Below are 18,402 nucleotides of genomic sequence, written 5' to 3'. Positions count from 1 at the left end.
ATCGCGCGCGTCGCTCAGTTGAACAGTTCGCCATATTCGACGGTGGCCGTGCCGAGCTTGCCGACCACGATGCCGGCCGCGCGATTGGCCAGCATCACGGCCGCGTCGAGCGAGAGCCCCGCGCCGAGCATGGCCGCGACGGTGGCGATCACCGTGTCGCCCGCGCCGGACACGTCGAACACCTCGCGCGCGAGCGCCGGCACGTTCAGCTCGCCGGCCTCGGAGAACAGCGTCATGCCCTCTTCCGAGCGCGTCAGCAGCAGCGCGTCGAGCGCCAGCGAGGCGCGCAGCTCGCGCACCCGCGCGCGCAGGTCGTCCTCGGAATGCCAGCCACCCACTACTTCGCGCAGCTCGGCCCGGTTCGGCGTGATCAGCGAGGCACCGCGGTAGCGCGCCCAGTCGGCGCCCTTCGGGTCGACCAGCACCGGCAGGCCCGCCGCGCGCGCCTTGGCGATCATGGTGGTGACATGCGTGAGGCCGCCCTTGGCGTAGTCGGACATCAGCACCACGCCGTGCGAGGGCAGCAGCGTGTCGAAGCGCGCCAGCCCCGCCAGCAGCACCTCGTGCTGGGGCGAGGCCTCGAAGTCCACGCGCAGCAACTGCTGCTGCTGAGCCAGCACGCGCAGCTTGATGGTGGTGGGCAGTTGCGCGTCGCGCTCGAGGTGGGTTTCCACGCCGCTCTCGCCAAGCAGGCCGACGATGCGCTCGCCCGGCTCGTCGGTGCCGACCACGCAGAGCAGGCCCGCGTTCGCGCCGAGCGTGACGATGTTGCGCGCCACGTTGGCCGCGCCGCCGAGCCGCTCTTCCTGCCGCTGCACATGCACCACCGGCACCGGCGCCTCGGGCGAGATCCGGTTGACGTTGCCGAACCAGTAGCGGTCGAGCATCACGTCGCCGACCACAAGCACGCGCGATGCGGCGAGCCGTTCGCGCGGCACCGTCGCGACGCTGGCGGCGGCCTCAGCCGCGCGCGGAGGATTGGGCTGCGACATGCGGACGTCCGATAGCGTGGTAGTCGATCCCGAGTTCGGCCATCGCCTCGGGTTCGTAGAGATTGCGCCCGTCGAAGATCACCGGCGCGTTGAGCACCGACTTCAGATGCGCGAAGTCGGGACTCTTGAATTCCTTCCATTCGGTGACCACCACCAGCGCGTCGGCGCCCGTGACGGCCTCTTCCTTGCTCGGCACGAAGGCCAGGCCCGCCTGCGCGGCGGCATCGTCGCCCAGGTCGAGCGCGAACACGCGGCGCGCCTCGTCGATCGCGACCGGATCGTAGGCGCGCACCGAAGCGCCGCGCGCCAGCAGCGAGGCGATCAGGGTTCGGCTCGGCGCCTCGCGCATGTCGTCGGTATTGGGCTTGAAGGCCAGGCCCCAGACGGCGAAGGTGCGCCCCGACAGATCGGTGCCGAAGCGCTGCTCGATCTTGGCCAGCAGCACGCTCTTCTGCGCGTGGTTGACGGCCTCGACCGCGTCGAGGATCCGCAGCGGCTGGCCGTTCTCGGCCGCAGTGCGGATCAGCGCCTGCACGTCCTTCGGGAAGCACGAGCCGCCGTAGCCGACGCCGGCATAGAGGAAGTGATAGCCGATGCGCGGATCGGAGCCGATGCCGCGGCGCACCGCCTCGATGTCGGCACCCACGCGCTCGGCCAGGTTCGACATCTCGTTCATGAACGAGATGCGCGTGGCCAGCATCGCATTGGCGGCGTACTTGGTGAATTCGGCCGAGCGCACGTCCATGTAGATGGTGCGCTCGTGATTGCGGTTGAACGGCGCGTAGAGCTTCTTCATCTTCTCGCGCGCCACGTTGCCCACCTCGTCGTCGTCGACGCCGATCACGATGCGGTCGGGCCGCATGAAGTCCTCGACGGCCGCGCCTTCCTTCAGGAATTCCGGGTTCGAGACCACCGAGAAACGATGCGCGGGACTGTTGCCGAGCCCGCGCGCCGCGAGCGCCTCGGCCACCACGCCATGCACGCGCAGGGCGGTGCCGACCGGCACCGTCGACTTGTCGACGATCACCTTCGCCTCGGTCATGTGGCGACCGATATTGCGGGCCGCCTCGAGCACGTATTGCAGGTCGGCCGAGCCGTCCTCGTCGGGCGGCGTGCCCACCGCGATGAACTGGATCTCGCCATGCGCGACGCTGGCCGCGACGTCGGTCGAGAACGTGATCCGGCCGGCCGCGCGCGTGCGCGCGATGATTTCCTTGAGGCCGGGTTCGTGGATCGGGATCCCGCCCTGGTTCAGGATCTCGATCTTGCGCGGATCGACGTCGAGACAGAACACGTCATGGCCGATCTCGGCGAGACAGGCGCCCGTGACGAGACCGACGTAGCCGGTGCCGATGATGGTGATTTTCATAGGTTTCCCGGTGATTCGTTCCGGAGGTTAAGCATGATTCTGCGCCGCATTCGTGACGGAGTGTGGTGCGCCTAGTTGGCGACGCCGGCCTCGACACGCCGCGGTGCGTAGGTCTCCCAGCCGCTGCAGCCGGGGCACTGCCAGTAGAACAGGCGTGCGCGGAAACCGCAGTCGTGGCAGGTGTAGCGCGGCAGGTTCTTGGTCCGTTGCTTGACCAGCGCGCGCATCATCTCGAGTTCGCCGCGACGCGGCTCGTCGGCCGTGGCGATCTGCGCATCGAGCAGGTGCAGCATGCCGGACAGGTTCGGCGCCTTCTGCATCTGGGTGCGCGCCAGCGTGTGCGCGGCATCGGCGCCGCGCAGCTCGGCCACGTACTGGAAGGCGACGTCGAGCAGATCGTTCGAGGGATAACGATCGGCATAGTCGGTCAGCAGTTCGGCGCCTTCGGCCGCCTGCCCGCGCGCGATATAGGCCTTCATCAGCTTCTCGGCCACCAAGGGCAGGTAGGCGGCGTTCTGCTGCTCGACGCGACGCCAATGGGCGATCGCCGCCTGGTGATCGCCGGCGGCCTCGGCCGCCTCGCCCGACAGGATGGTGGCGCGCACGTTGTGCGGATTCACGGCCAGCGCCTCGCGCAACTGCTGGGCCGCTGCCGCGCCATCCTTCCTGGCCAGCGCCTCGCCGGCCAGCTCGCAATGGAACTGCGCGATTTCGGTCGACAGCGAACTGCCGCTCATGGTCTCGATCTTGCGCGCCGTCTGGATCGACTTGTTCCAGTCCTTCTCGATGCCGTAGATGGTCAGCAGCGCGCGCTGCGCGCCGAGCGCGTAATCGCCGTCGGCGAGGCGGTGGAAGGATTCCTCGGCGCGATCGAGCAGCCCGGCCTTAAGGAAATCCTGGCCCAGCTCGTACAACGCGTGATCGCGCTCGTTGACGGGCAGGTCGTCGCGGTTCAGCAGGTTCTGGTGGACGCGGATCGCGCGATCGGTTTCGCCGCGCCGGCGGAACAGGTTGCCGAGCGCGAAGTGCAGCTCGACCGTCTCGGGATCGAGCTTGGCGACCTCGATGAAGGCATCGATGGCCTGGTCGGGTTGCTCGTTGAGCAGGAAATTGAGGCCGCGAAAATACGAGCGCGGCAGGTTCGCATTCTCCGACAACAGCTTCTTGAGGTCGTAGCGGGACGCCGCCCAGCCGAAGGCGAACGCGACGGGGATGGCCAGCAGCCACCAGAAATCCAGATCCATGAGGTATCGAGGCTAGGTCGGGGCCGCGCGTGCGGCGGCCCGACGATCGTTAAATGACGGGCGGCATCGGCGGCTGGTCGACTACCACCGGGGTCTCGCGGGCCGAACGCAGGTCGCGCTTGAGGCGTCCGTTCTCGAGACGCATGCGCAGCACGGCCGGCAGCGCCGAGAGCAGGCCGGCGATCAGGCCGACGCCGAAGAATGCCAGGCCGATCAGGATCAGCGGTGCCTGCCAGTTATAGCCGGCGAGGAAGTTGAGCGTCGCGGTTTGCGTATTGGCCAGCGCCAGCACCAGCAGCAGCACGAACACCAGCACACGGATCAGCCAGACGACGAATTTCATGGAGCCCTCCTGTCAACTTGTTGCGCGTGCGTGCTCTCGCTGCGCCGCGCCTGAAGTGCCCGTATTGTAATGGAAGCGTTTCGCCAACCGCGCATCCGATCCGCGCAGGCGGCGGCAGGCATAAAAAAAGCGCCCGCTAGGGGCGCTTTTCACAGCCATGCCGGTTGGCAGGGCTTCGGGCAACGAGACGATCACTCGTCGTCGTCGCTGTCGTTCTTCAACGGTTCGCCGGCGCGGCCATCGACACGTTCGCGCAACTCCTTGCCGGGCTTGAAATGCGGTACGTACTTCTCGGGTACCTGCACCTTCTCGCCCGACTTCGGGTTGCGGCCCACGCGGGCCGGACGGCGGTTGAGACCGAAGCTGCCGAAGCCGCGAATTTCGATGCGATGCCCTTTGGACAAAGCGTCCGACATCGCATCGAGCATCGTTTTCACCGCGAAATCCGCATCCTTGAGGACAAGTTGCGGAAATCGCGTTGCCAACTGGGCGACCAACTCGGATTTGGTCATACTTCAGCAGACCTCGCGAGGCTTACTGGTTCTGGCCGTCGAGCTTTGCCTTCAGCAGAGCGCCGAGGTTCGTCGTGCCGGTGGCAGCCGAGCTGCTGTCGGATTGCAGACCGCGGATGGCTTCTTGCTGCTCAGCCGAATCCTTGGCCTTGATCGACAGGTTGATACCGCGCGACTTGCGATCGATGTTGATCACCATCGCGTTGACCTTGTCGCCTTCCTTCAGCACGTTGCGTGCGTCTTCGACGCGATCCTGCGAGATTTCCGATGCGCGCAGGTAGCCTTCGACGTCGCCCGTCAGCGTGACGACGGCACCCTTCGCGTCGACCGTCTTCACGACGCCGTCGACGATCGAGCCCTTGTCGTTCATCGCGACGTAGTTGCTGAACGGATCGCCTTCGAGCTGCTTGATGCCCAGCGAGATGCGTTCCTTCTCGACATCGATGCCCAGCACGATGGCTTCGACTTCGTCGCCCTTCTTGTACTTGCGAACGGCTTCCTCGCCCGACTCGCTCCACGACAGGTCCGACAGGTGGACCAGGCCATCGATGCCGCCAGGCAGACCGATGAACACGCCGAAGTCGGTGATCGACTTGATGGCGCCGGTGATCTTGTCGCCCTTCTTGAAGTTGCGGCTGAAGTCATCCCACGGGTTCGGCTTGCACTGCTTCATGCCGAGGCTGATACGACGACGGTCTTCGTCGATCTCGAGGACCATGACTTCGACTTCGTCGCCCAGCTGGACAACCTTCGAGGGTGCGACGTTCTTGTTGGTCCAGTCCATTTCCGACACGTGAACCAGGCCTTCGATGCCCGATTCCACTTCGACGAATGCGCCGTAGTCGGTGATGTTGGTGACCTTGCCGAACAGGCGCGTGCCCGACGGGTAACGGCGCGAGATGCCTTCCCACGGATCGTCGCCCAGCTGCTTGATGCCCAGCGAGACGCGGTTCTTTTCCTGGTCGAACTTGAGGATCTTGGCGGTGACTTCCTGGCCAACCGAGAGGACTTCGCTCGGGTGACGCACGCGACGCCATGCGATGTCGGTGATGTGCAGCAGGCCGTCGATGCCGCCGAGGTCGACGAACGCGCCGTAGTCGGTGATGTTCTTGACCACGCCGTTGACGATCGCGCCTTCCTTCAGCGTCTCGAGCAGCTTGGCGCGCTCTTCACCCTGGGTGGCTTCGATGACGGCGCGGCGCGACAGCACCACGTTGTTGCGCTTGCGATCGAGCTTGATGACGCGGAACTCGAGCGTCTTGCCTTCGTACGGCGTGGTGTCCTTGACCGGACGCGTATCGACCAGCGAACCCGGCAGGAAGGCACGGATGCCGTTGACCATCACGGTCATGCCGCCCTTCACCTTGCCCGTGATGGTGCCGGTGACGAGTTCGTTGTTGTCGAGTGCCTTTTCCAGCGACAGCCACGAAGCCAGGCGCTTCGCCTTGTCGCGCGACAGGATCGTGTCGCCATAGCCGTTTTCCAGCGCGTCGATCGCGACGGAAACGAAATCGCCCGACTGGACCTCAACCTCGCCCTGATCGTTCAGGAATTCCTCGATGGGAATGTAGGCCTCGGACTTGAGACCCGCGTTGACGACCACGAAGTTGTGGTCGACACGCACGACTTCGGCGGAGATCACTTCGCCGGCGCGCATGTCTTGACGGGTCAGCGACTCTTCGAACAGGGCCGCAAAGGATTCGGTATTCGGGGTGGAGGTTTGCAGGTCGGACATAAAAATCGGATTGTGCATGGTGCCGCGCCGTCTCTCTTGCCTGGGCCACCTGGCCTGGCTGGCGGTGCGATCGCCACACGGGGTTAAGGGTTGAAACACGCTTCGGGAACCGGCCCGCGCCGGACGCCTGAAGCACCTACTGCCACTGCATGCTGCGGGTACTGCCTGATTCGTTGCGCCACCGCCAGGTTCAGGCCGGCTGGCCCGAGGCTTCCCGGTACCAGGCCAGAACCTGCTCGACCGCTTGTTCGATCGTCAGGCCCGAGGTATCGAGCAGCTTCGCATCCTCCGCGGGCTTGAGCGGCGAGGCCGCGCGATTGCTGTCCCGCGCGTCCCGCTCACGCAAATCCTGGAGCAAGTTGTCAATATTAGCAGAAAAACCTTTTTGCATCAATTGCTTATACCGGCGCGCCGCGCGGGCCTCGACACTCGCCGTCAGGAACACCTTGAGGCCGGCGTCGGGGAAGATCACGGTGCCCATGTCGCGGCCGTCCGCGACCAGCCCCGGAGTCTTGCGGAATGCCCGCTGGCGCGCCACCAGCGCGGCTCGCACGCCGCCGTGCACGGCGATCGCCGAGGCGCGGTTGCCGACCGCCTCGGCGCGGATCTGGTCGGAAACATCGACCCCGTCGAGCTGCGCGCAGCCCTCGCGGAAGGTGATGTGCAGGTCGTCGACCAGCTTCGCCAGCCCCGCCTCGTCGTCGGGCTCGATCCCGTAGCGCTGGCTCGCGAGCGCAGCGAGCCGGTACAACGCGCCACTGTCGAGCAGGTGGAAACCGAGGTGGGCCGCCACCAGCGCGGCGACGGTGCCCTTGCCGGAGGCGGTCGGGCCGTCGATCGTGATGACGGGGGTCGGATGGAATGGTCGGGTCGATTTCATCTGGACAAACGGCTCAGCGCCCGGCGAGCGCGGTGAAACGGTCGAAATAGTCGGGGAAGGTCTTGGCCACGCACTTCGGGTCGTTGATGCGCACCGGCACGCCGCCTAGGCTGACCAGCGAGAAGCACATCGCCATGCGGTGGTCGTCGTAGGTGTCGATCGCCGCGTTCGGCAGCAGTTGCGCGGGCGGCGTCACCACCAGGTAGTCGGTGCCCTCCTCCACGGTCGCACCGACCTTGCGCAGCTCGGTCGCCATCGCGGCGATCCGGTCGGTTTCCTTGACGCGCCAGCTGGCGATGTTGCGCAGCGTGCTGGTGCCGTCGGCGAACAGCGCGGCGACCGCGATCGTCATCGCCGCGTCGGGGATCAGATTGAAGTCCATGTCGATCGGCTCGAGCTTGCCGTGATCGTGGCCGATCCCGCGCACCTCGATCCAGTCGTCGCCATCGAGACGTTCGCGCCCATGCGCATCAGCGCCGAGGCGAAACCGACGTCGCCCTGGATGCTGGCGCGGCCGACGCCCTCGACCCGCAGCGGGCCGCCGCCGAGCGCGCCGGCCGCCAGGAAGTAGGAAGCCGAGGAGGCATCGCCCTCCACCATGATCGAGCCCGGCGAACGGTAGCGCGTGGACGGCACCGTGAAGCGCTGCCAGCCGTCGCGCTCGACCTGCACGCCGAAGCGCGCCATCAGCTTGATGGTGATCTCGATATAGGGCTTGGAGATCAGCTCGCCCTCCACCTCCAGCACGCTCGCGCCGCCCGGCTGGCCGACCAGCGGCAGCGCCATCAGCAGCGCGGTCAGGAACTGGCTGGAGACATCGCCGCGCACCCGGATCGGGCCGTCGATCGCGATCGCGGCCGGGCGGATCCGCAGCGGCGGGAAACCTTCGTTCTGCTCGTAGTCGATCGCGGCGCCGATCTGGCGCAACCCGTCGACCAGATCGCCGATCGGCCGCTCGTGCATGCGCGGCACGCCATGCACGCGGTAATCGCCGCCGTTCACGGCCAGCGCGGCCGTCAGCGGGCGCACCGCGGTGCCGGCATTGCCGAGGAACAGGTCGGCCGTCTTGGCGGGGAACGCGCCGCCCGCGCCGGTCACCACGCAGGTGTCGCCGTCGCGCGACAGCGTCACGCCCAACGCGGCCAGCGCGGCCAGCATCACGCGCGTGTCGTCGGAGTCGAGCAGGTTGGTGATCGTCGTCACCCCCTCGGACAACGCGGCCAGCAGCAGCACGCGGTTCGAGATGCTCTTCGAGCCGGGCAGGCGCACCGTGCCCGAAGCCTGGGAATACGGACCGAGATCGAGGAATTCCATAATGATCCTGTTAAGACTGAACCGGGCCGGAGGCGGGCTTGCCGCCGCGCTCCTGCCATGCCGTGCGCGCCGCGCGCGAACGGACGAACACTGCCTCGAGCGCCGCGCCGTCGCCGGCCTCGATCGCCTCGCGCAGGCGTGCCAGCACGCGCGTGTAGGCGTCGAGCTCGTCGAGCAGCGCGCTGCGGTTGGCGACACAGACATCGCGCCACATCTCGGGGCTGGAGGCCGCGATCCGCGTGAAATCGCGGAAGCCGCCGGCGGCAAACGAGAACTTCAGTTCCGCGTCGGCCTCGCCGAGGATCTGCTCGACCAGCGCGAACGACAGCACGTGCGGCAGGTGGCTGACGGCGGCGAACACGCGGTCGTGCTGGGCCGGGTCCATGGTGCGCGTCACCGCGCCGGTGGCGCGCCACATCGCGTCGACCCGTTCGACCGAGGCGGCCGGGTTCTCGGGCAGCGCGCAGATCACCACGTTGCGGCCGACGTAGAGATCGGGCAGCGCGGCCTCGACGCCGCTCGATTCGCGCCCGGCGATCGGGTGGGCCGGCACGAACTGGGCGATCTTCTCGCCGAGCGCGGCGCGCGCGGCCGCCACCACGTCGGACTTGGTACTGCCGGCGTCGGTGACGATGGTGGCGGAATCGAGCAGCGGCGCGATGCGCGCCAGCAGCGGCCCGGTCTGCGCGACCGGCACGGCCAGCAGCACCAGGTCGGCGCCATCGAGCGCGGCGCGCAGTTGCGCCTCGTCGTCGAGCGAGGCGATCGCGTCGACCACGCCCAGCTCGCGCGCGCGTTCGACCGAGGCCGGCGAACGGCCGACGCCGATCACGCGGCCGGCCTGCGCGGTGCCGCGCTCGCGCAGCGCGCGCGCCAGCGAGCCGCCGATCAGGCCGACGCCGAAAATCACCAGTTTGTTGAACGAAAAATCAGACACGGCAGTGGCCAGGTTAAACGCGCGAGCCGAAGCCCGCGCGGGGATGGACATAGCGATGCGGCGCCGGGCCGTGGCCGCAGCGCCCCGGGCTTCAGCGCGCGCGCGGATACGAACCGAGGATCTTCAGGAACGCGGCCTTGCCGCCGAGCTCCGTCAGGGCCGCCGCCACCGACGCGTCGTCGCGATGGCCCTCGATGTCGATATAGAAGTAATACTCCCAGGTGCCGACTCGCGCCGGCCGCGACTCGAAGCGCGTCATCGACACGCCGTGCCGCGCGAGCGGCTCGAGCAGCTTGAACACGGCGCCCGGCTCGTTCTTGACCGACACGATCAGCGAGGTCTGGTCGCAGCCGCTGGGCCCGGTCGGCGCGCGGCCGATGGTGACGAAGCGGGTGCGGTTGTGCGGATCGTCCTGGATCATCGAATAGGCGATCTGCAGGCCGTAATGGATCGCCGCGCGGTCGCCCGCGATCGCCGCCACGCTGGGATCGTCGGCGGCCAGGCGCGCCGCCTCGGCGTTGCTCGCCACCGCCTGGCGCTCAAGGTGCGGCGCGTTGGCGGCCAGCCAGCGCTGGCATTGCGCGAGCGACTGCGCATGCGCGCAGACGCGCTTCACGCCGTCGAGGCTGCCGCTTCGCGAGAGCAGGTTGTGGTGGATCGGCAGCGACAGCTCGCCGCCGATCAGCAACTGCGTGTGCAGCAGCAGGTCGAGCGTGCGCGAGACCGCGCCCTCGGCCGAATTCTCGACCGGCACGATGCCGAATTCCGAGGCGCCGGCCTCGACGCCGCGGAACACCTCGTCGATCGACGGGCAGGGCAGCCCCTCGATCGATTGCCCGAAGTATTCGAACATCGCCTGTTCGCTGTAGGTGCCGATCGGCCCGAGGAAGGACACGCGGATGGTCTTTTCCAGCGAGCGGCTGGCGGCCATGATCTCGCGCCAGATCGCATTGATGTGCTCGCCGACCAGCGGCCCCTCGCTCATCTCCTGCAGACGCGCGATCACCTGCTGCTCGCGCTCGGGGCGGAACACCGGTGCCTTGAATTCCTTCTTGACCTCGCCGACCTCGAGCGCCACCGCGGCGCGCTGGTTCAGCAGCGCGATCAGTTGCGTATCGATCGCGTCGATACGCTCGCGCAGGGGTTTGAGTCGGGAGTTGAGTTCGTCGTCCATGCTGAATAGCCGTGCTTGATGAACGCGCCCGAAGCCGTCAGGCCTGGCCGCGCTCGAAATCCTTCATGTACTCGACGAGCGCCTTCACGCCCGCGAGCGGCACCGCGTTGTAGATCGACGCCCGCATGCCGCCGACGGACTTGTGGCCCTTCAGCTGCAGCAGCCCGCGCGCTTTCGCGCCGGCAAGGAAGTCTTCGTTGCGCGTTTCGTCGGCGAGGAAGAACGGCACGTTCATGCGCGAACGCGCGTTTTTCTCCACCTTGTTGAGATAGAAGCTGCTGGCGTCGATCGCGTCGTAGAGCAGCGCCGCCTTCTCGACGTTGCGCGCCTCGATCGCCTCCAGGCCGCCCTGCGCCTTCAGCCACTTGAACACCAGCCCGGCGATGTAGATCGCATAGGTGGGCGGCGTGTTGTACATCGAATTGTTGGCGGCCACCGTCTTCCATTCGAAGGCCGATGGGCAGATCGGCAGCGCACGTTCGAGCAGGTCCTCGCGCACGATCACCAGCGTGACGCCCGCCATGCCGATGTTCTTCTGCGCGCCGCCGAACAGCGCGCCGTAGCGGCTGATGTCGAGCGGGCGCGACAGGATGTGCGAGGAGACATCCGCCACCAGCGGCACGCTGCCGGTATCGGGGATGTCGAAGGTCTCGACGCCGTCGATGGTCTCGTTGGTGCACAGATGCACATAGGCCGGATCGGCCGACATCTGCCATTCGGAGAAGGCCGGCACGCGCGTGAACCCGTCCTCGGTTCGGCCGGTGGCGGCCAGGTGCGAAGTGCCGTACTTCTGCGCTTCCTTGAACGACTTCTGCGACCAGGAGCCGGTCACCACGAAGTCGACGTTCTGGCGCGTGCCGAGCAGGTTCATCGGCACGATCGCGTTCTCGGCGATGCCGCCGCCCTGCAGGAACAGCACGCGGTAGTTGTCCGGCACGGCCAGCAACTCACGCAGGTCGGCCAGCGCGGTTTCATGGATCGAGGTGAACTCGCGGCCGCGATGGCTCATCTCCATCACGCTCATGCCGCTGCCATTCCAGTCGAGCATCTCGTCGGCTGCCTGGCGCAGCACGTCCTCGGGCATGGCCGCGGGACCGGCGGAGAAATTGAAAACGCGCATCTTGGAACCTCGGGAGGGACGCGGCGCACCCGGAACCCGCCGGATGCCGCGCCAGAAAAGGAATGGCCGCTTGCGCTCACGCGCAAACGGCCATTATCGCACCGACGTTGCCGCCCCGCCAAACCGGCGCGCTCGCGCCGGCGGGGGCAGGAACGCGTGCTTACTTGCCCGGCTTGACGGCCGCGACTTCCTTGTCGGCCTGGGCGCGGGTTGCCTGGATCGCTTGCGGCATGTACTTCTGCATCAGGCCGTTGACCACATCGCGGCCGACCTGGTCCTGCACCTGGATGAACTTGCGGCCCGTCGGGCTCTTGTAGAACGTCGTCAGGTCCTTGATTTCCGAGGTGCTGTAGTACTTCGCGTAAGCGTCGTACTGAGCCTGCATCGCGTCGTTCTTGAAACCTTGCGAATCGAACACCTTGCCAGCGCCGTCAACCAGCTTCTGCACCGAGTTCTTCTGCAGGCTCGGCACGGCGGCTTGCTTCTGCGCGTCCGTCAGCGTCTTGTTTTCCGACAGCGCGTCCGACAGGATCGCCGGCACGAGCTGCTTCGACTGCATTTCCGCGCTGTTGGCGATCGCGCCAACCAGCTTCGGTGCGTCGATGGCGTTCAGCAGGTCGCTGATCGCCGCCTTCTTGTCGGCGTCGATCGGTGCTGCTGCCACGGCCGAAGCAGCCGGCGCCTGGTTCGACAGCGACTGCGCCATGGCGAACGTCGGCACGATGGCTGCCAGCAGCACCAGTTGCTTGAATTGTTTTTGCATCATCACTCCCTCATGGAAATATGAACGATTTCTTGCACCGCCCGCCCCGGCCGCTCAGCGGCTCGGGTACGGGCGGCGGGCAGCCGCCTCAGGCGTCGCCGCCCTCCGATTCGGAGGCGTCGTCGGCGTCGATTTCGCTATCCGCATCCGCCTCGGCGATCTGCTGCAGGCCCGAAAGCCTGGTGCCCTCATCGAGACTGATGAGTGTAACACCTTGCGTAGCCCGTCCCATCTCGCGGATCTCCGAAACGCGCGTGCGGATCAGCACGCCCGCCGTGGTGATCAGCATGATCTCGCTTTCCGGCTCGACCAGGGTGGCGGCCACCACCTTGCCGTTGCGCTCGGAGGTCTGGATCGCGATCATGCCCTTCGTGCCGCGGCCGTGGCGCGTGTACTCGGTGATCGGGGTGCGCTTGCCGTAGCCGTTCTCGGTGGCGGTCAGCACCGACTGCTCCTCGCCGCCGGCCACCAGCATGGCGATCACCTGCTGGCCGTCCTCGAGCTGCATGCCGCGCACGCCGCGCGCCTCGCGGCCCATCGGGCGCACGTCGTTCTCGTCGAAGCGCACCGCCTTGCCCGAATCGGAGAACAGCATCACGTCGTGCTCGCCGTCGGTGATCGCCGCGCCGATCAGGAAATCGCCCTCGTCGAGGCCGACCGCGATAATGCCCTTCTTCAGCGGCCGGCTGAAGGCCTCGAGCGGGGTCTTCTTCACGGTGCCGAGCGAGGTGCCCATGAACACGTACTTGTCGGCCGAGAATTCCTTGACCGGCAGCACCACGTTGATCTTCTCGCCGTCCTGCAGCGGGAACATGTTGACGATCGGCCGGCCGCGCGAGTTGCGCGAACCCTGCGGCACCTCGTAGACCTTGACCCAGTAGACACGGCCGCGGTTCGAGAAGCACAGGATGTAGTCGTGCGTGTTGGCGATGAAGAGCGTCTCGATCCAGTCGTCTTCCTTCATCTGCGTGGCCTGCTTGCCGCGCCCGCCGCGCTTCTGCGCCCGGTACTCGGACAGTGGCTGCGACTTCACGTAGCCGGCATGCGACATGGTCACCACCATGTCCTGCGGCGTGATCAGGTCCTCGGTGTTCAGCTCGGTGGCGTTCAGCTCGATGCGCGAACGGCGCGCGTCGCCGAACTCGCTCTTCACCGCCGTCAGCTCCTCGCCGATGATGGTGGTAATCCGCTCCGGGCGCGCCAGGATATCGAGCAGGTCGGCGATCTGCGCCATCACCTCGCGGTACTCGCCGATGATCTTGTCCTGCTCGAGGCCAGTCAGGCGCTGCAGACGCATCTGCAGGATTTCCTGGGCCTGGGTCTCGGACAGGTTGTACTTGCCATCGGCCTGCATCCCGAAGGCCGGGTTCAGCCCTTCCGGACGATAGGCCTCGCGCCCGCCCGCCGCGGCGTTCTCGGCCTCGGCACGCGCCAGCATCTCGCGCACCAGCGACGAATCCCAGGAACGCGCCATCAGTTCCTGGCGCGCGATCGGCGGCGTCGGCGCGGCCTTGATCAGCTCGATGAAGTCGTCGATGTTGGCCAGCGCGACAGCCAGGCCTTCCAGCACGTGGCCGCGCTCGCGGGCCTTGCGCAGTTCATAGATGGTGCGCCGCGTCAGCACCTCGCGACGATGCGCGAGGAAGCATTCGAGCATCTCCTTCAGGTTCAGCAGCTTCGGCTGGCCGTCGACCAGCGCGACCATGTTCATGCCGAAGGTGTCCTGCAGCTGCGTCGACTTGTAGAGGTTGTTCAGCACCACCTCGGGCACTTCGCCGCGCTTGAGCTCGATCACCACGCGCATGCCGCTCTTGTCGGACTCGTCGCGGATGTCGGAGATGCCCTCGAGCTTCTTCTCGTTGACCAGTTCGGCGATGCGCTCCAGCAGCGAGCGCTTGTTCACCTGATAGGGCAGCTCGTCGACGATGATCGCCATGCGCTGGCCGCGATCGATTTCCTCGAAGTGCGTGGTGGCGCGCATCACCACCCGGCCGCGGCCGGTGCGGTAGCCGTCGCGCACGCCGGCGACGCCGTAGATGATGCCGGCGGTCGGGAAATCGGGGGCGGGAATGATCTCGATCAGCTCGTCGATCGAGGCCTGCGGATTGGCGAGCAGGTGATGGCAGGCATCGACCACTTCCGACAGGTTGTGCGGCGGGATGTTGGTGGCCATGCCGACCGCGATGCCCGACGAACCGTTGATCAGCAGGTTCGGGATGCGCGCCGGCAGGATCAACGGCTCGCTTTCGCTGCCGTCGTAGTTGGGCCCGAAGTCGACCGTTTCCTTGTCGATGTCGACCAACAGCTCGTGGCCGATCTTCGCCATGCGGATTTCGGTGTAGCGCATCGCGGCGGCATTGTCGCCGTCGACCGAACCGAAGTTGCCCTGGCCGTCGACCAGCATGTAGCGCAGCGAGAAATCCTGCGCCATCCGGACGATGGTGTCGTAGACGGCGCTATCGCCGTGCGGGTGGTACTTACCGATCACATCGCCGACGATACGCGCCGACTTCTTGTAGGCCCGGTTCCAGTCGTTGTTCAGTTCGTGCATCGCGAACAGCACGCGCCGATGCACGGGCTTCAGGCCGTCGCGGACATCCGGGAGGGCACGTCCGACGATCACGCTCATCGCGTAATCGAGATACGAACGGCGCATTTCCTCCTCTAGGGAGATGGGCAGGGTCTCTTTGGCGAATTGATCCATGTATCCGTATCGTTTCGGAGCGAAGACGGGACCGCCTTTCGCGTAAACGCCGTAGTTACGACGTAACGTGCGATTCTACCATGCGGCAAATCTGCCCCGACGCCCTTGCCCCCTCTATATAGATATAGCGATTTTTTGCCGCTGGGCCGCCGCGCCGAGGCAGGACGCCGGGTGCGGCTGAATCATGCCCGTCGCGCACCCACATCGAGCCGATCCCGGGCATGCATTTCGCTGGCACTGCCCGGCGCGATTTCGCCGGATCGACACACCGCTGCCATCGCCGCCGACCATCATCGACGGTTTTGCCAGAATCGCTCACGCGCAACGGAACCGAGGATTGTGTCGAAAGCGTGTCACCTCCTGCGGTTTTTCTTGACAATCCTTGAAACATCCTGCAAGCGCCTGTTGCACTGGAACCACAATCGCCAGGGGCTTCTTAGGGTGGGGAGGATTTTTTTTCGTGGGACGGGAACGATATGGCAAAATGCCGAAGCACTGAAATTCAGACGCTGCTCCCAGGGAGTGGCGGCGCGTTTTTTGTGTCGCACCAATGTTATACTCCGAGCAATGTATGACTTGTCATCGTCATCAGGCTCGCAGTAAACCTGCGGTAATCTCAATTTCGAGAGGAGAAATATGAATAAATTTTCAAAGCTCGCGTTCATTGCAGCTACCGCAGTAGTGGCTGCATCCGCTTCGGCACAATCGGTGCCGGCATCGCGACAAGCCGTGAATGACAACTGGGTGAATGGCACGGGCGAATACGTGTGGATGAACGGCACGAACGAGCTTTGCTGGCGCGACGCGTTCTGGACGCCGGCCACGGCGAACGCGAAGTGCGATGGCGCGCTGGTCGCGCAGGCACCGGCTCCGACGCCGGTCGCTCCGGTTGCTCCGCCGGCCATCACGAGCCAGAAGATCACGTATCAAGCTGACGCACTGTTCGACTTCGACAAGGCTACGCTCAAGCCGCTGGGCAAGCAGAAGCTGGACGAACTGGCAGCCAAGATCCAGGGCATGAACGTCGAAGTCGTGGTCGCAACGGGCTACACCGACCGCATCGGCTCGGACAAGTACAACGACCGTCTGTCGCTGCGCCGCGCGCAAGCCGTCAAGTCGTACCTGGTCAGCAAGGGTGTCGAGTCGAGCAAGGTCTACACGGAAGGCAAGGGCAAGCGCAACCCGGTCACGACTGGCTGCAACCAGAAGAACCGCAAGCAGCTCATCGCCTGCCTGGCTCCGGACCGCCGCGTGGAAGTCGAAGTGGTCGGCACGCAACAAGTGCAGAAGTAAATGGGCAGGCAGTAACCTCTCGGGTTACCGCAGCCTTGAAGCCCCGCCTCGGCGGGGCTTTTTCATTCCGGCGGCCGGCGCCGGCCGCTTGCTGGCAGCCGCCAACCGCCGCTTATATACTCGGGGCTCGCTCCCTTTCCGCGCTATTCGCTTGCCGACATGACCAACGCCGACCCGCACGAACTACAGAAATTCAGCGATCTCGCCCATAAGTGGTGGGATCCGAACGCCGAGTTCAAACCGCTGCACGACCTCAATCCGGTCCGTCTCGGCTGGATCGACGCGCATGCGCACCTGGCCGGCAAGCGCGTGCTGGACATCGGCTGCGGCGGCGGGATCCTGTCCGAATCGATGGCGGGCCTGGGCGCCCAGGTCAAGGGCATCGACCTGTCGACCGAGGCGCTCGGGGTGGCCGACCTGCACAGCCTGGAGAGCGGCGTCACGGTCGACTACGAGGCAATCGCCGCCGAGGCGATCGCCGAGCGCGAGCCCGGCAGCTACGACGTCGTCACCTGCATGGAGATGCTCGAGCACGTACCCTCGCCGGCCGGCGTGATCGCCGCCTGCTCGGCACTGGTCAAGCCGGGCGGCTGGGTGTTCTTCTCGACCCTGAACCGCAACCTCAAGTCCTACCTGCTGGCCGTGATCGGCGCCGAGTACATCGCGCAGTTGCTGCCCAAGGGCACGCACGATTACGCGCGCTTCATCAAGCCGTCCGAGCTGGCCGGCTTCATCCGCGCGACCGACCTGCACGTGGCCGAGATTCGCGGCATCACCTACCAGCCGCTGAGCAAGCGCTTCTCGCTGTCGAACGACACCGACGTGAATTACCTGGTCGCCTGCCGCCGCCACGCCTGATCGATCCACCCTGCCCCGCCTACCGAACGCATGAGCACGCCCGCCTCCCCGCTTGCCCCGGCCACTGCCGCCGCCGATCTCTCCCACTGCGAGGCGGTCCTGTTCGACCTCGACGGCACGCTCGCCGATACGGCGCCCGACCTGGCCGGCGCGGTCCACAAGATGCAGCGCGAGCGCGGCCTGGCCGAAACGCCGCTCGAGCTACTGCGCCCGCTCGCCTCGGCCGGCGCGCGCGGCCTGCTCGGCGGCGGCTTCGGCATCACGCCCGAGGCGCCCGGCTACGAGGCGATGCGCCAGGAGTTCCTGGCCAACTATGCGGGCGCGCTCTGCGTGAAGACGGTGTTGTTTCCCGGCATCGCCGAACTGCTCGACGAGCTCGACGCGCGCGGCGTGCGCTGGGGCATCGTCACCAACAAGGCAACGCGGCTGACCGAGCCGCTGGTGGCCCTGCTCGGGCTGGCCGCGCGCGCGGCCAGCGTCGTCTGCGGCGATACCACGCCGCACGCCAAGCCCCATCCGGCGCCGCTGCTGCATGCGGCCGCGCAGATGAGCATCGCACCGCCACGCATCGTCTATGTCGGCGACGACCTGCGCGATATCCATGCCGGCGCAGCGGCCGGCATGCCGACCATCGCGGCCGCCTACGGCTATTGCGGCGACGGCGTGCCGCCCGAGCGCTGGCAGGCGCAGCATTTCGCCGCGACCACGAAGGGATTGCGCGAGCTGCTGCGCAATGTTGCGCTATAATGTTGGGTCCGTGGGGGCGACCTGGTTTCGACAGGGGTTGCGAAGCGGCTAGGGCATGTCGAGGACCCGTCACCTCGTTAATCAATGGGAAAAACGTAACTGCAAACGACGAAACGTTCGCACTGGCAGCCTAAGGGCCGCCGTCCTCTGCCTAGTTCACTGACGGGCTAGTGTCGCAAGACCGGTAGCAATACCGCCAGAGGTCATTTACGTCAGTTAAGCCCTGTCGGCGCCGCGACGACAGGGTCGAAAACCTAGCGGATCGCCGTCCCGCAGCGTGTTCGTCCGCGACGTGGCGGTTAAATCAAAAGACAGAACTAAACATGTAGAACTGGTCGTGGACCGCTTCTGGACGCGGGTTCGATTCCCGCCGTCTCCACCACCGAATACCCTGAGCATTACCGGCATCAAGCAAGA

The 18,402-nt window shown here is 66.2% G+C and carries 15 protein-coding genes, 1 other RNA gene and 1 pseudogene; 4 read left to right on the top strand and 13 right to left on the bottom strand.

Features of this window, described 5'->3' with window-relative positions; translation table 11 throughout:
* Positions 1–14: 14 nt before the first annotated feature.
* From rfaE1 to gyrA, 13 genes and pseudogenes are all read right to left on the bottom strand, one after another.
* Positions 15–992 carry a D-glycero-beta-D-manno-heptose-7-phosphate kinase gene (gene rfaE1, locus BM43_RS28420; RefSeq protein ID WP_013697004.1) on the bottom strand — a complete coding sequence of 326 codons (978 nt, stop codon included), beginning with the start codon at positions 990–992 and terminating at the stop codon, positions 15–17.
* Positions 961–2,361 carry a UDP-glucose dehydrogenase family protein gene (locus BM43_RS28415; RefSeq protein ID WP_036037641.1) on the bottom strand — a complete coding sequence of 467 codons (1,401 nt, stop codon included), beginning with the start codon at positions 2,359–2,361 and terminating at the stop codon, positions 961–963. Before BM43_RS28415 ends, rfaE1 begins: the two co-directional genes overlap by 32 nt.
* Positions 2,362–2,432: 71 nt before the next feature.
* Complete coding sequence (lapB, locus tag BM43_RS28410; RefSeq protein WP_036052399.1) at positions 2,433–3,605, bottom strand: lipopolysaccharide assembly protein LapB; 1,173 nt, start codon at positions 3,603–3,605, stop codon at positions 2,433–2,435.
* A gap of 49 nt (positions 3,606–3,654) precedes the next feature.
* Positions 3,655–3,948, bottom strand: coding sequence for a LapA family protein (locus BM43_RS28405; protein ID WP_013697001.1), 294 nt, complete (start codon positions 3,946–3,948; stop codon positions 3,655–3,657).
* 191 nt (positions 3,949–4,139) lie between these two features.
* The gene (locus BM43_RS28400) at positions 4,140–4,460 is read right to left on the bottom strand and encodes an integration host factor subunit beta (RefSeq protein ID WP_013697000.1); all 321 of its coding nucleotides are present in this window, start codon (positions 4,458–4,460) and stop codon (positions 4,140–4,142) included.
* A 22-nt stretch (positions 4,461–4,482) separates the two neighbouring features.
* Entirely contained in the window at positions 4,483–6,213 is a 1,731-nt protein-coding gene (gene rpsA / locus BM43_RS28395; RefSeq protein WP_013696999.1) for a 30S ribosomal protein S1, read from the bottom strand.
* 172 nt (positions 6,214–6,385) lie between these two features.
* Positions 6,386–7,075, bottom strand: a complete 690-nt coding sequence (gene cmk, locus BM43_RS28390; protein WP_036052401.1) for a (d)CMP kinase — start codon at positions 7,073–7,075, stop codon at positions 6,386–6,388.
* A 13-nt stretch (positions 7,076–7,088) separates the two neighbouring features.
* Positions 7,089–8,389, bottom strand: a pseudogene (gene aroA / locus BM43_RS28385) (3-phosphoshikimate 1-carboxyvinyltransferase).
* Positions 8,390–8,399: 10 nt separating this feature from the next.
* Positions 8,400–9,377 (bottom strand): prephenate dehydrogenase, encoded by a 978-nt coding sequence (locus BM43_RS28380; RefSeq protein WP_080742259.1) that lies wholly within the window; start codon positions 9,375–9,377, stop codon positions 8,400–8,402.
* A gap of 40 nt (positions 9,378–9,417) precedes the next feature.
* Positions 9,418–10,500, bottom strand: a complete 1,083-nt coding sequence (gene pheA / locus BM43_RS28375; RefSeq protein WP_036037632.1) for a prephenate dehydratase — start codon at positions 10,498–10,500, stop codon at positions 9,418–9,420.
* 37 nt (positions 10,501–10,537) lie between these two features.
* Positions 10,538–11,620: a 3-phosphoserine/phosphohydroxythreonine transaminase gene (serC, locus tag BM43_RS28370; protein WP_036037630.1), complete on the bottom strand. Its 1,083-nt coding sequence runs from the start codon at positions 11,618–11,620 to the stop codon at positions 10,538–10,540.
* 160 nt (positions 11,621–11,780) lie between these two features.
* Positions 11,781–12,383, bottom strand: coding sequence for a DUF2059 domain-containing protein (locus BM43_RS28365; RefSeq protein WP_025100610.1), 603 nt, complete (start codon positions 12,381–12,383; stop codon positions 11,781–11,783).
* An 88-nt stretch (positions 12,384–12,471) separates the two neighbouring features.
* Positions 12,472–15,087 carry a DNA gyrase subunit A gene (gene gyrA / locus BM43_RS28360; protein ID WP_017918757.1) on the bottom strand — a complete coding sequence of 872 codons (2,616 nt, stop codon included), beginning with the start codon at positions 15,085–15,087 and terminating at the stop codon, positions 12,472–12,474.
* Positions 15,088–15,723: 636 nt separating this feature from the next.
* Here gyrA and ompA point away from each other — a divergent pair.
* From ompA to ssrA, 4 genes are all read left to right on the top strand, one after another.
* Entirely contained in the window at positions 15,724–16,380 is a 657-nt protein-coding gene (gene ompA / locus BM43_RS28355; protein ID WP_013696991.1) for an outer membrane protein OmpA, read from the top strand.
* A 159-nt stretch (positions 16,381–16,539) separates the two neighbouring features.
* Positions 16,540–17,238 (top strand): bifunctional 2-polyprenyl-6-hydroxyphenol methylase/3-demethylubiquinol 3-O-methyltransferase UbiG, encoded by a 699-nt coding sequence (gene ubiG / locus BM43_RS28350; RefSeq protein WP_013696990.1) that lies wholly within the window; start codon positions 16,540–16,542, stop codon positions 17,236–17,238.
* Between the two features lie 30 nt (positions 17,239–17,268).
* Positions 17,269–17,985: an HAD family hydrolase gene (locus BM43_RS28345; RefSeq protein ID WP_017918758.1), complete on the top strand. Its 717-nt coding sequence runs from the start codon at positions 17,269–17,271 to the stop codon at positions 17,983–17,985.
* 12 nt (positions 17,986–17,997) lie between these two features.
* Positions 17,998–18,367: a transfer-messenger RNA gene (gene ssrA / locus BM43_RS37870) on the top strand.
* Positions 18,368–18,402 lie beyond the last annotated feature (35 nt).

Origin of the sequence: Burkholderia gladioli, assembly GCF_000959725.1 — a bacterium.
Classification (GTDB): Bacteria; Pseudomonadota; Gammaproteobacteria; order Burkholderiales; family Burkholderiaceae; genus Burkholderia; species Burkholderia gladioli.
The sequence above is the reverse complement of the archived record's forward strand: the minus strand, read 5'-3'. Positions and strand labels throughout refer to the sequence as shown.

Coding starts and splice junctions, on each gene's coding strand:
- BM43_RS28345 (WP_017918758.1), top strand. CDS start 17,269: ATGAGCACGCCCGCCTCCCCGCTTGCCCCGGCCACTGCCGCCGCCGAT.
- BM43_RS28365 (WP_025100610.1), bottom strand. CDS start 12,383: ATGCAAAAACAATTCAAGCAACTGGTGCTGCTGGCAGCCATCGTGCCG.
- rpsA (WP_013696999.1), bottom strand. CDS start 6,213: ATGCACAATCCGATTTTTATGTCCGACCTGCAAACCTCCACCCCGAAT.
- BM43_RS28380 (WP_080742259.1), bottom strand. CDS start 9,377: ATGTCCATCCCCGCGCGGGCTTCGGCTCGCGCGTTTAACCTGGCCACT.
- BM43_RS28405 (WP_013697001.1), bottom strand. CDS start 3,948: ATGAAATTCGTCGTCTGGCTGATCCGTGTGCTGGTGTTCGTGCTGCTG.
- serC (WP_036037630.1), bottom strand. CDS start 11,620: ATGCGCGTTTTCAATTTCTCCGCCGGTCCCGCGGCCATGCCCGAGGAC.
- rfaE1 (WP_013697004.1), bottom strand. CDS start 992: ATGTCGCAGCCCAATCCTCCGCGCGCGGCTGAGGCCGCCGCCAGCGTC.
- cmk (WP_036052401.1), bottom strand. CDS start 7,075: ATGAAATCGACCCGACCATTCCATCCGACCCCCGTCATCACGATCGAC.
- gyrA (WP_017918757.1), bottom strand. CDS start 15,087: ATGGATCAATTCGCCAAAGAGACCCTGCCCATCTCCCTAGAGGAGGAA.
- lapB (WP_036052399.1), bottom strand. CDS start 3,605: ATGGATCTGGATTTCTGGTGGCTGCTGGCCATCCCCGTCGCGTTCGCC.
- ompA (WP_013696991.1), top strand. CDS start 15,724: ATGAATAAATTTTCAAAGCTCGCGTTCATTGCAGCTACCGCAGTAGTG.
- pheA (WP_036037632.1), bottom strand. CDS start 10,500: ATGGACGACGAACTCAACTCCCGACTCAAACCCCTGCGCGAGCGTATC.
- BM43_RS28415 (WP_036037641.1), bottom strand. CDS start 2,361: ATGAAAATCACCATCATCGGCACCGGCTACGTCGGTCTCGTCACGGGC.
- ubiG (WP_013696990.1), top strand. CDS start 16,540: ATGACCAACGCCGACCCGCACGAACTACAGAAATTCAGCGATCTCGCC.
- BM43_RS28400 (WP_013697000.1), bottom strand. CDS start 4,460: ATGACCAAATCCGAGTTGGTCGCCCAGTTGGCAACGCGATTTCCGCAA.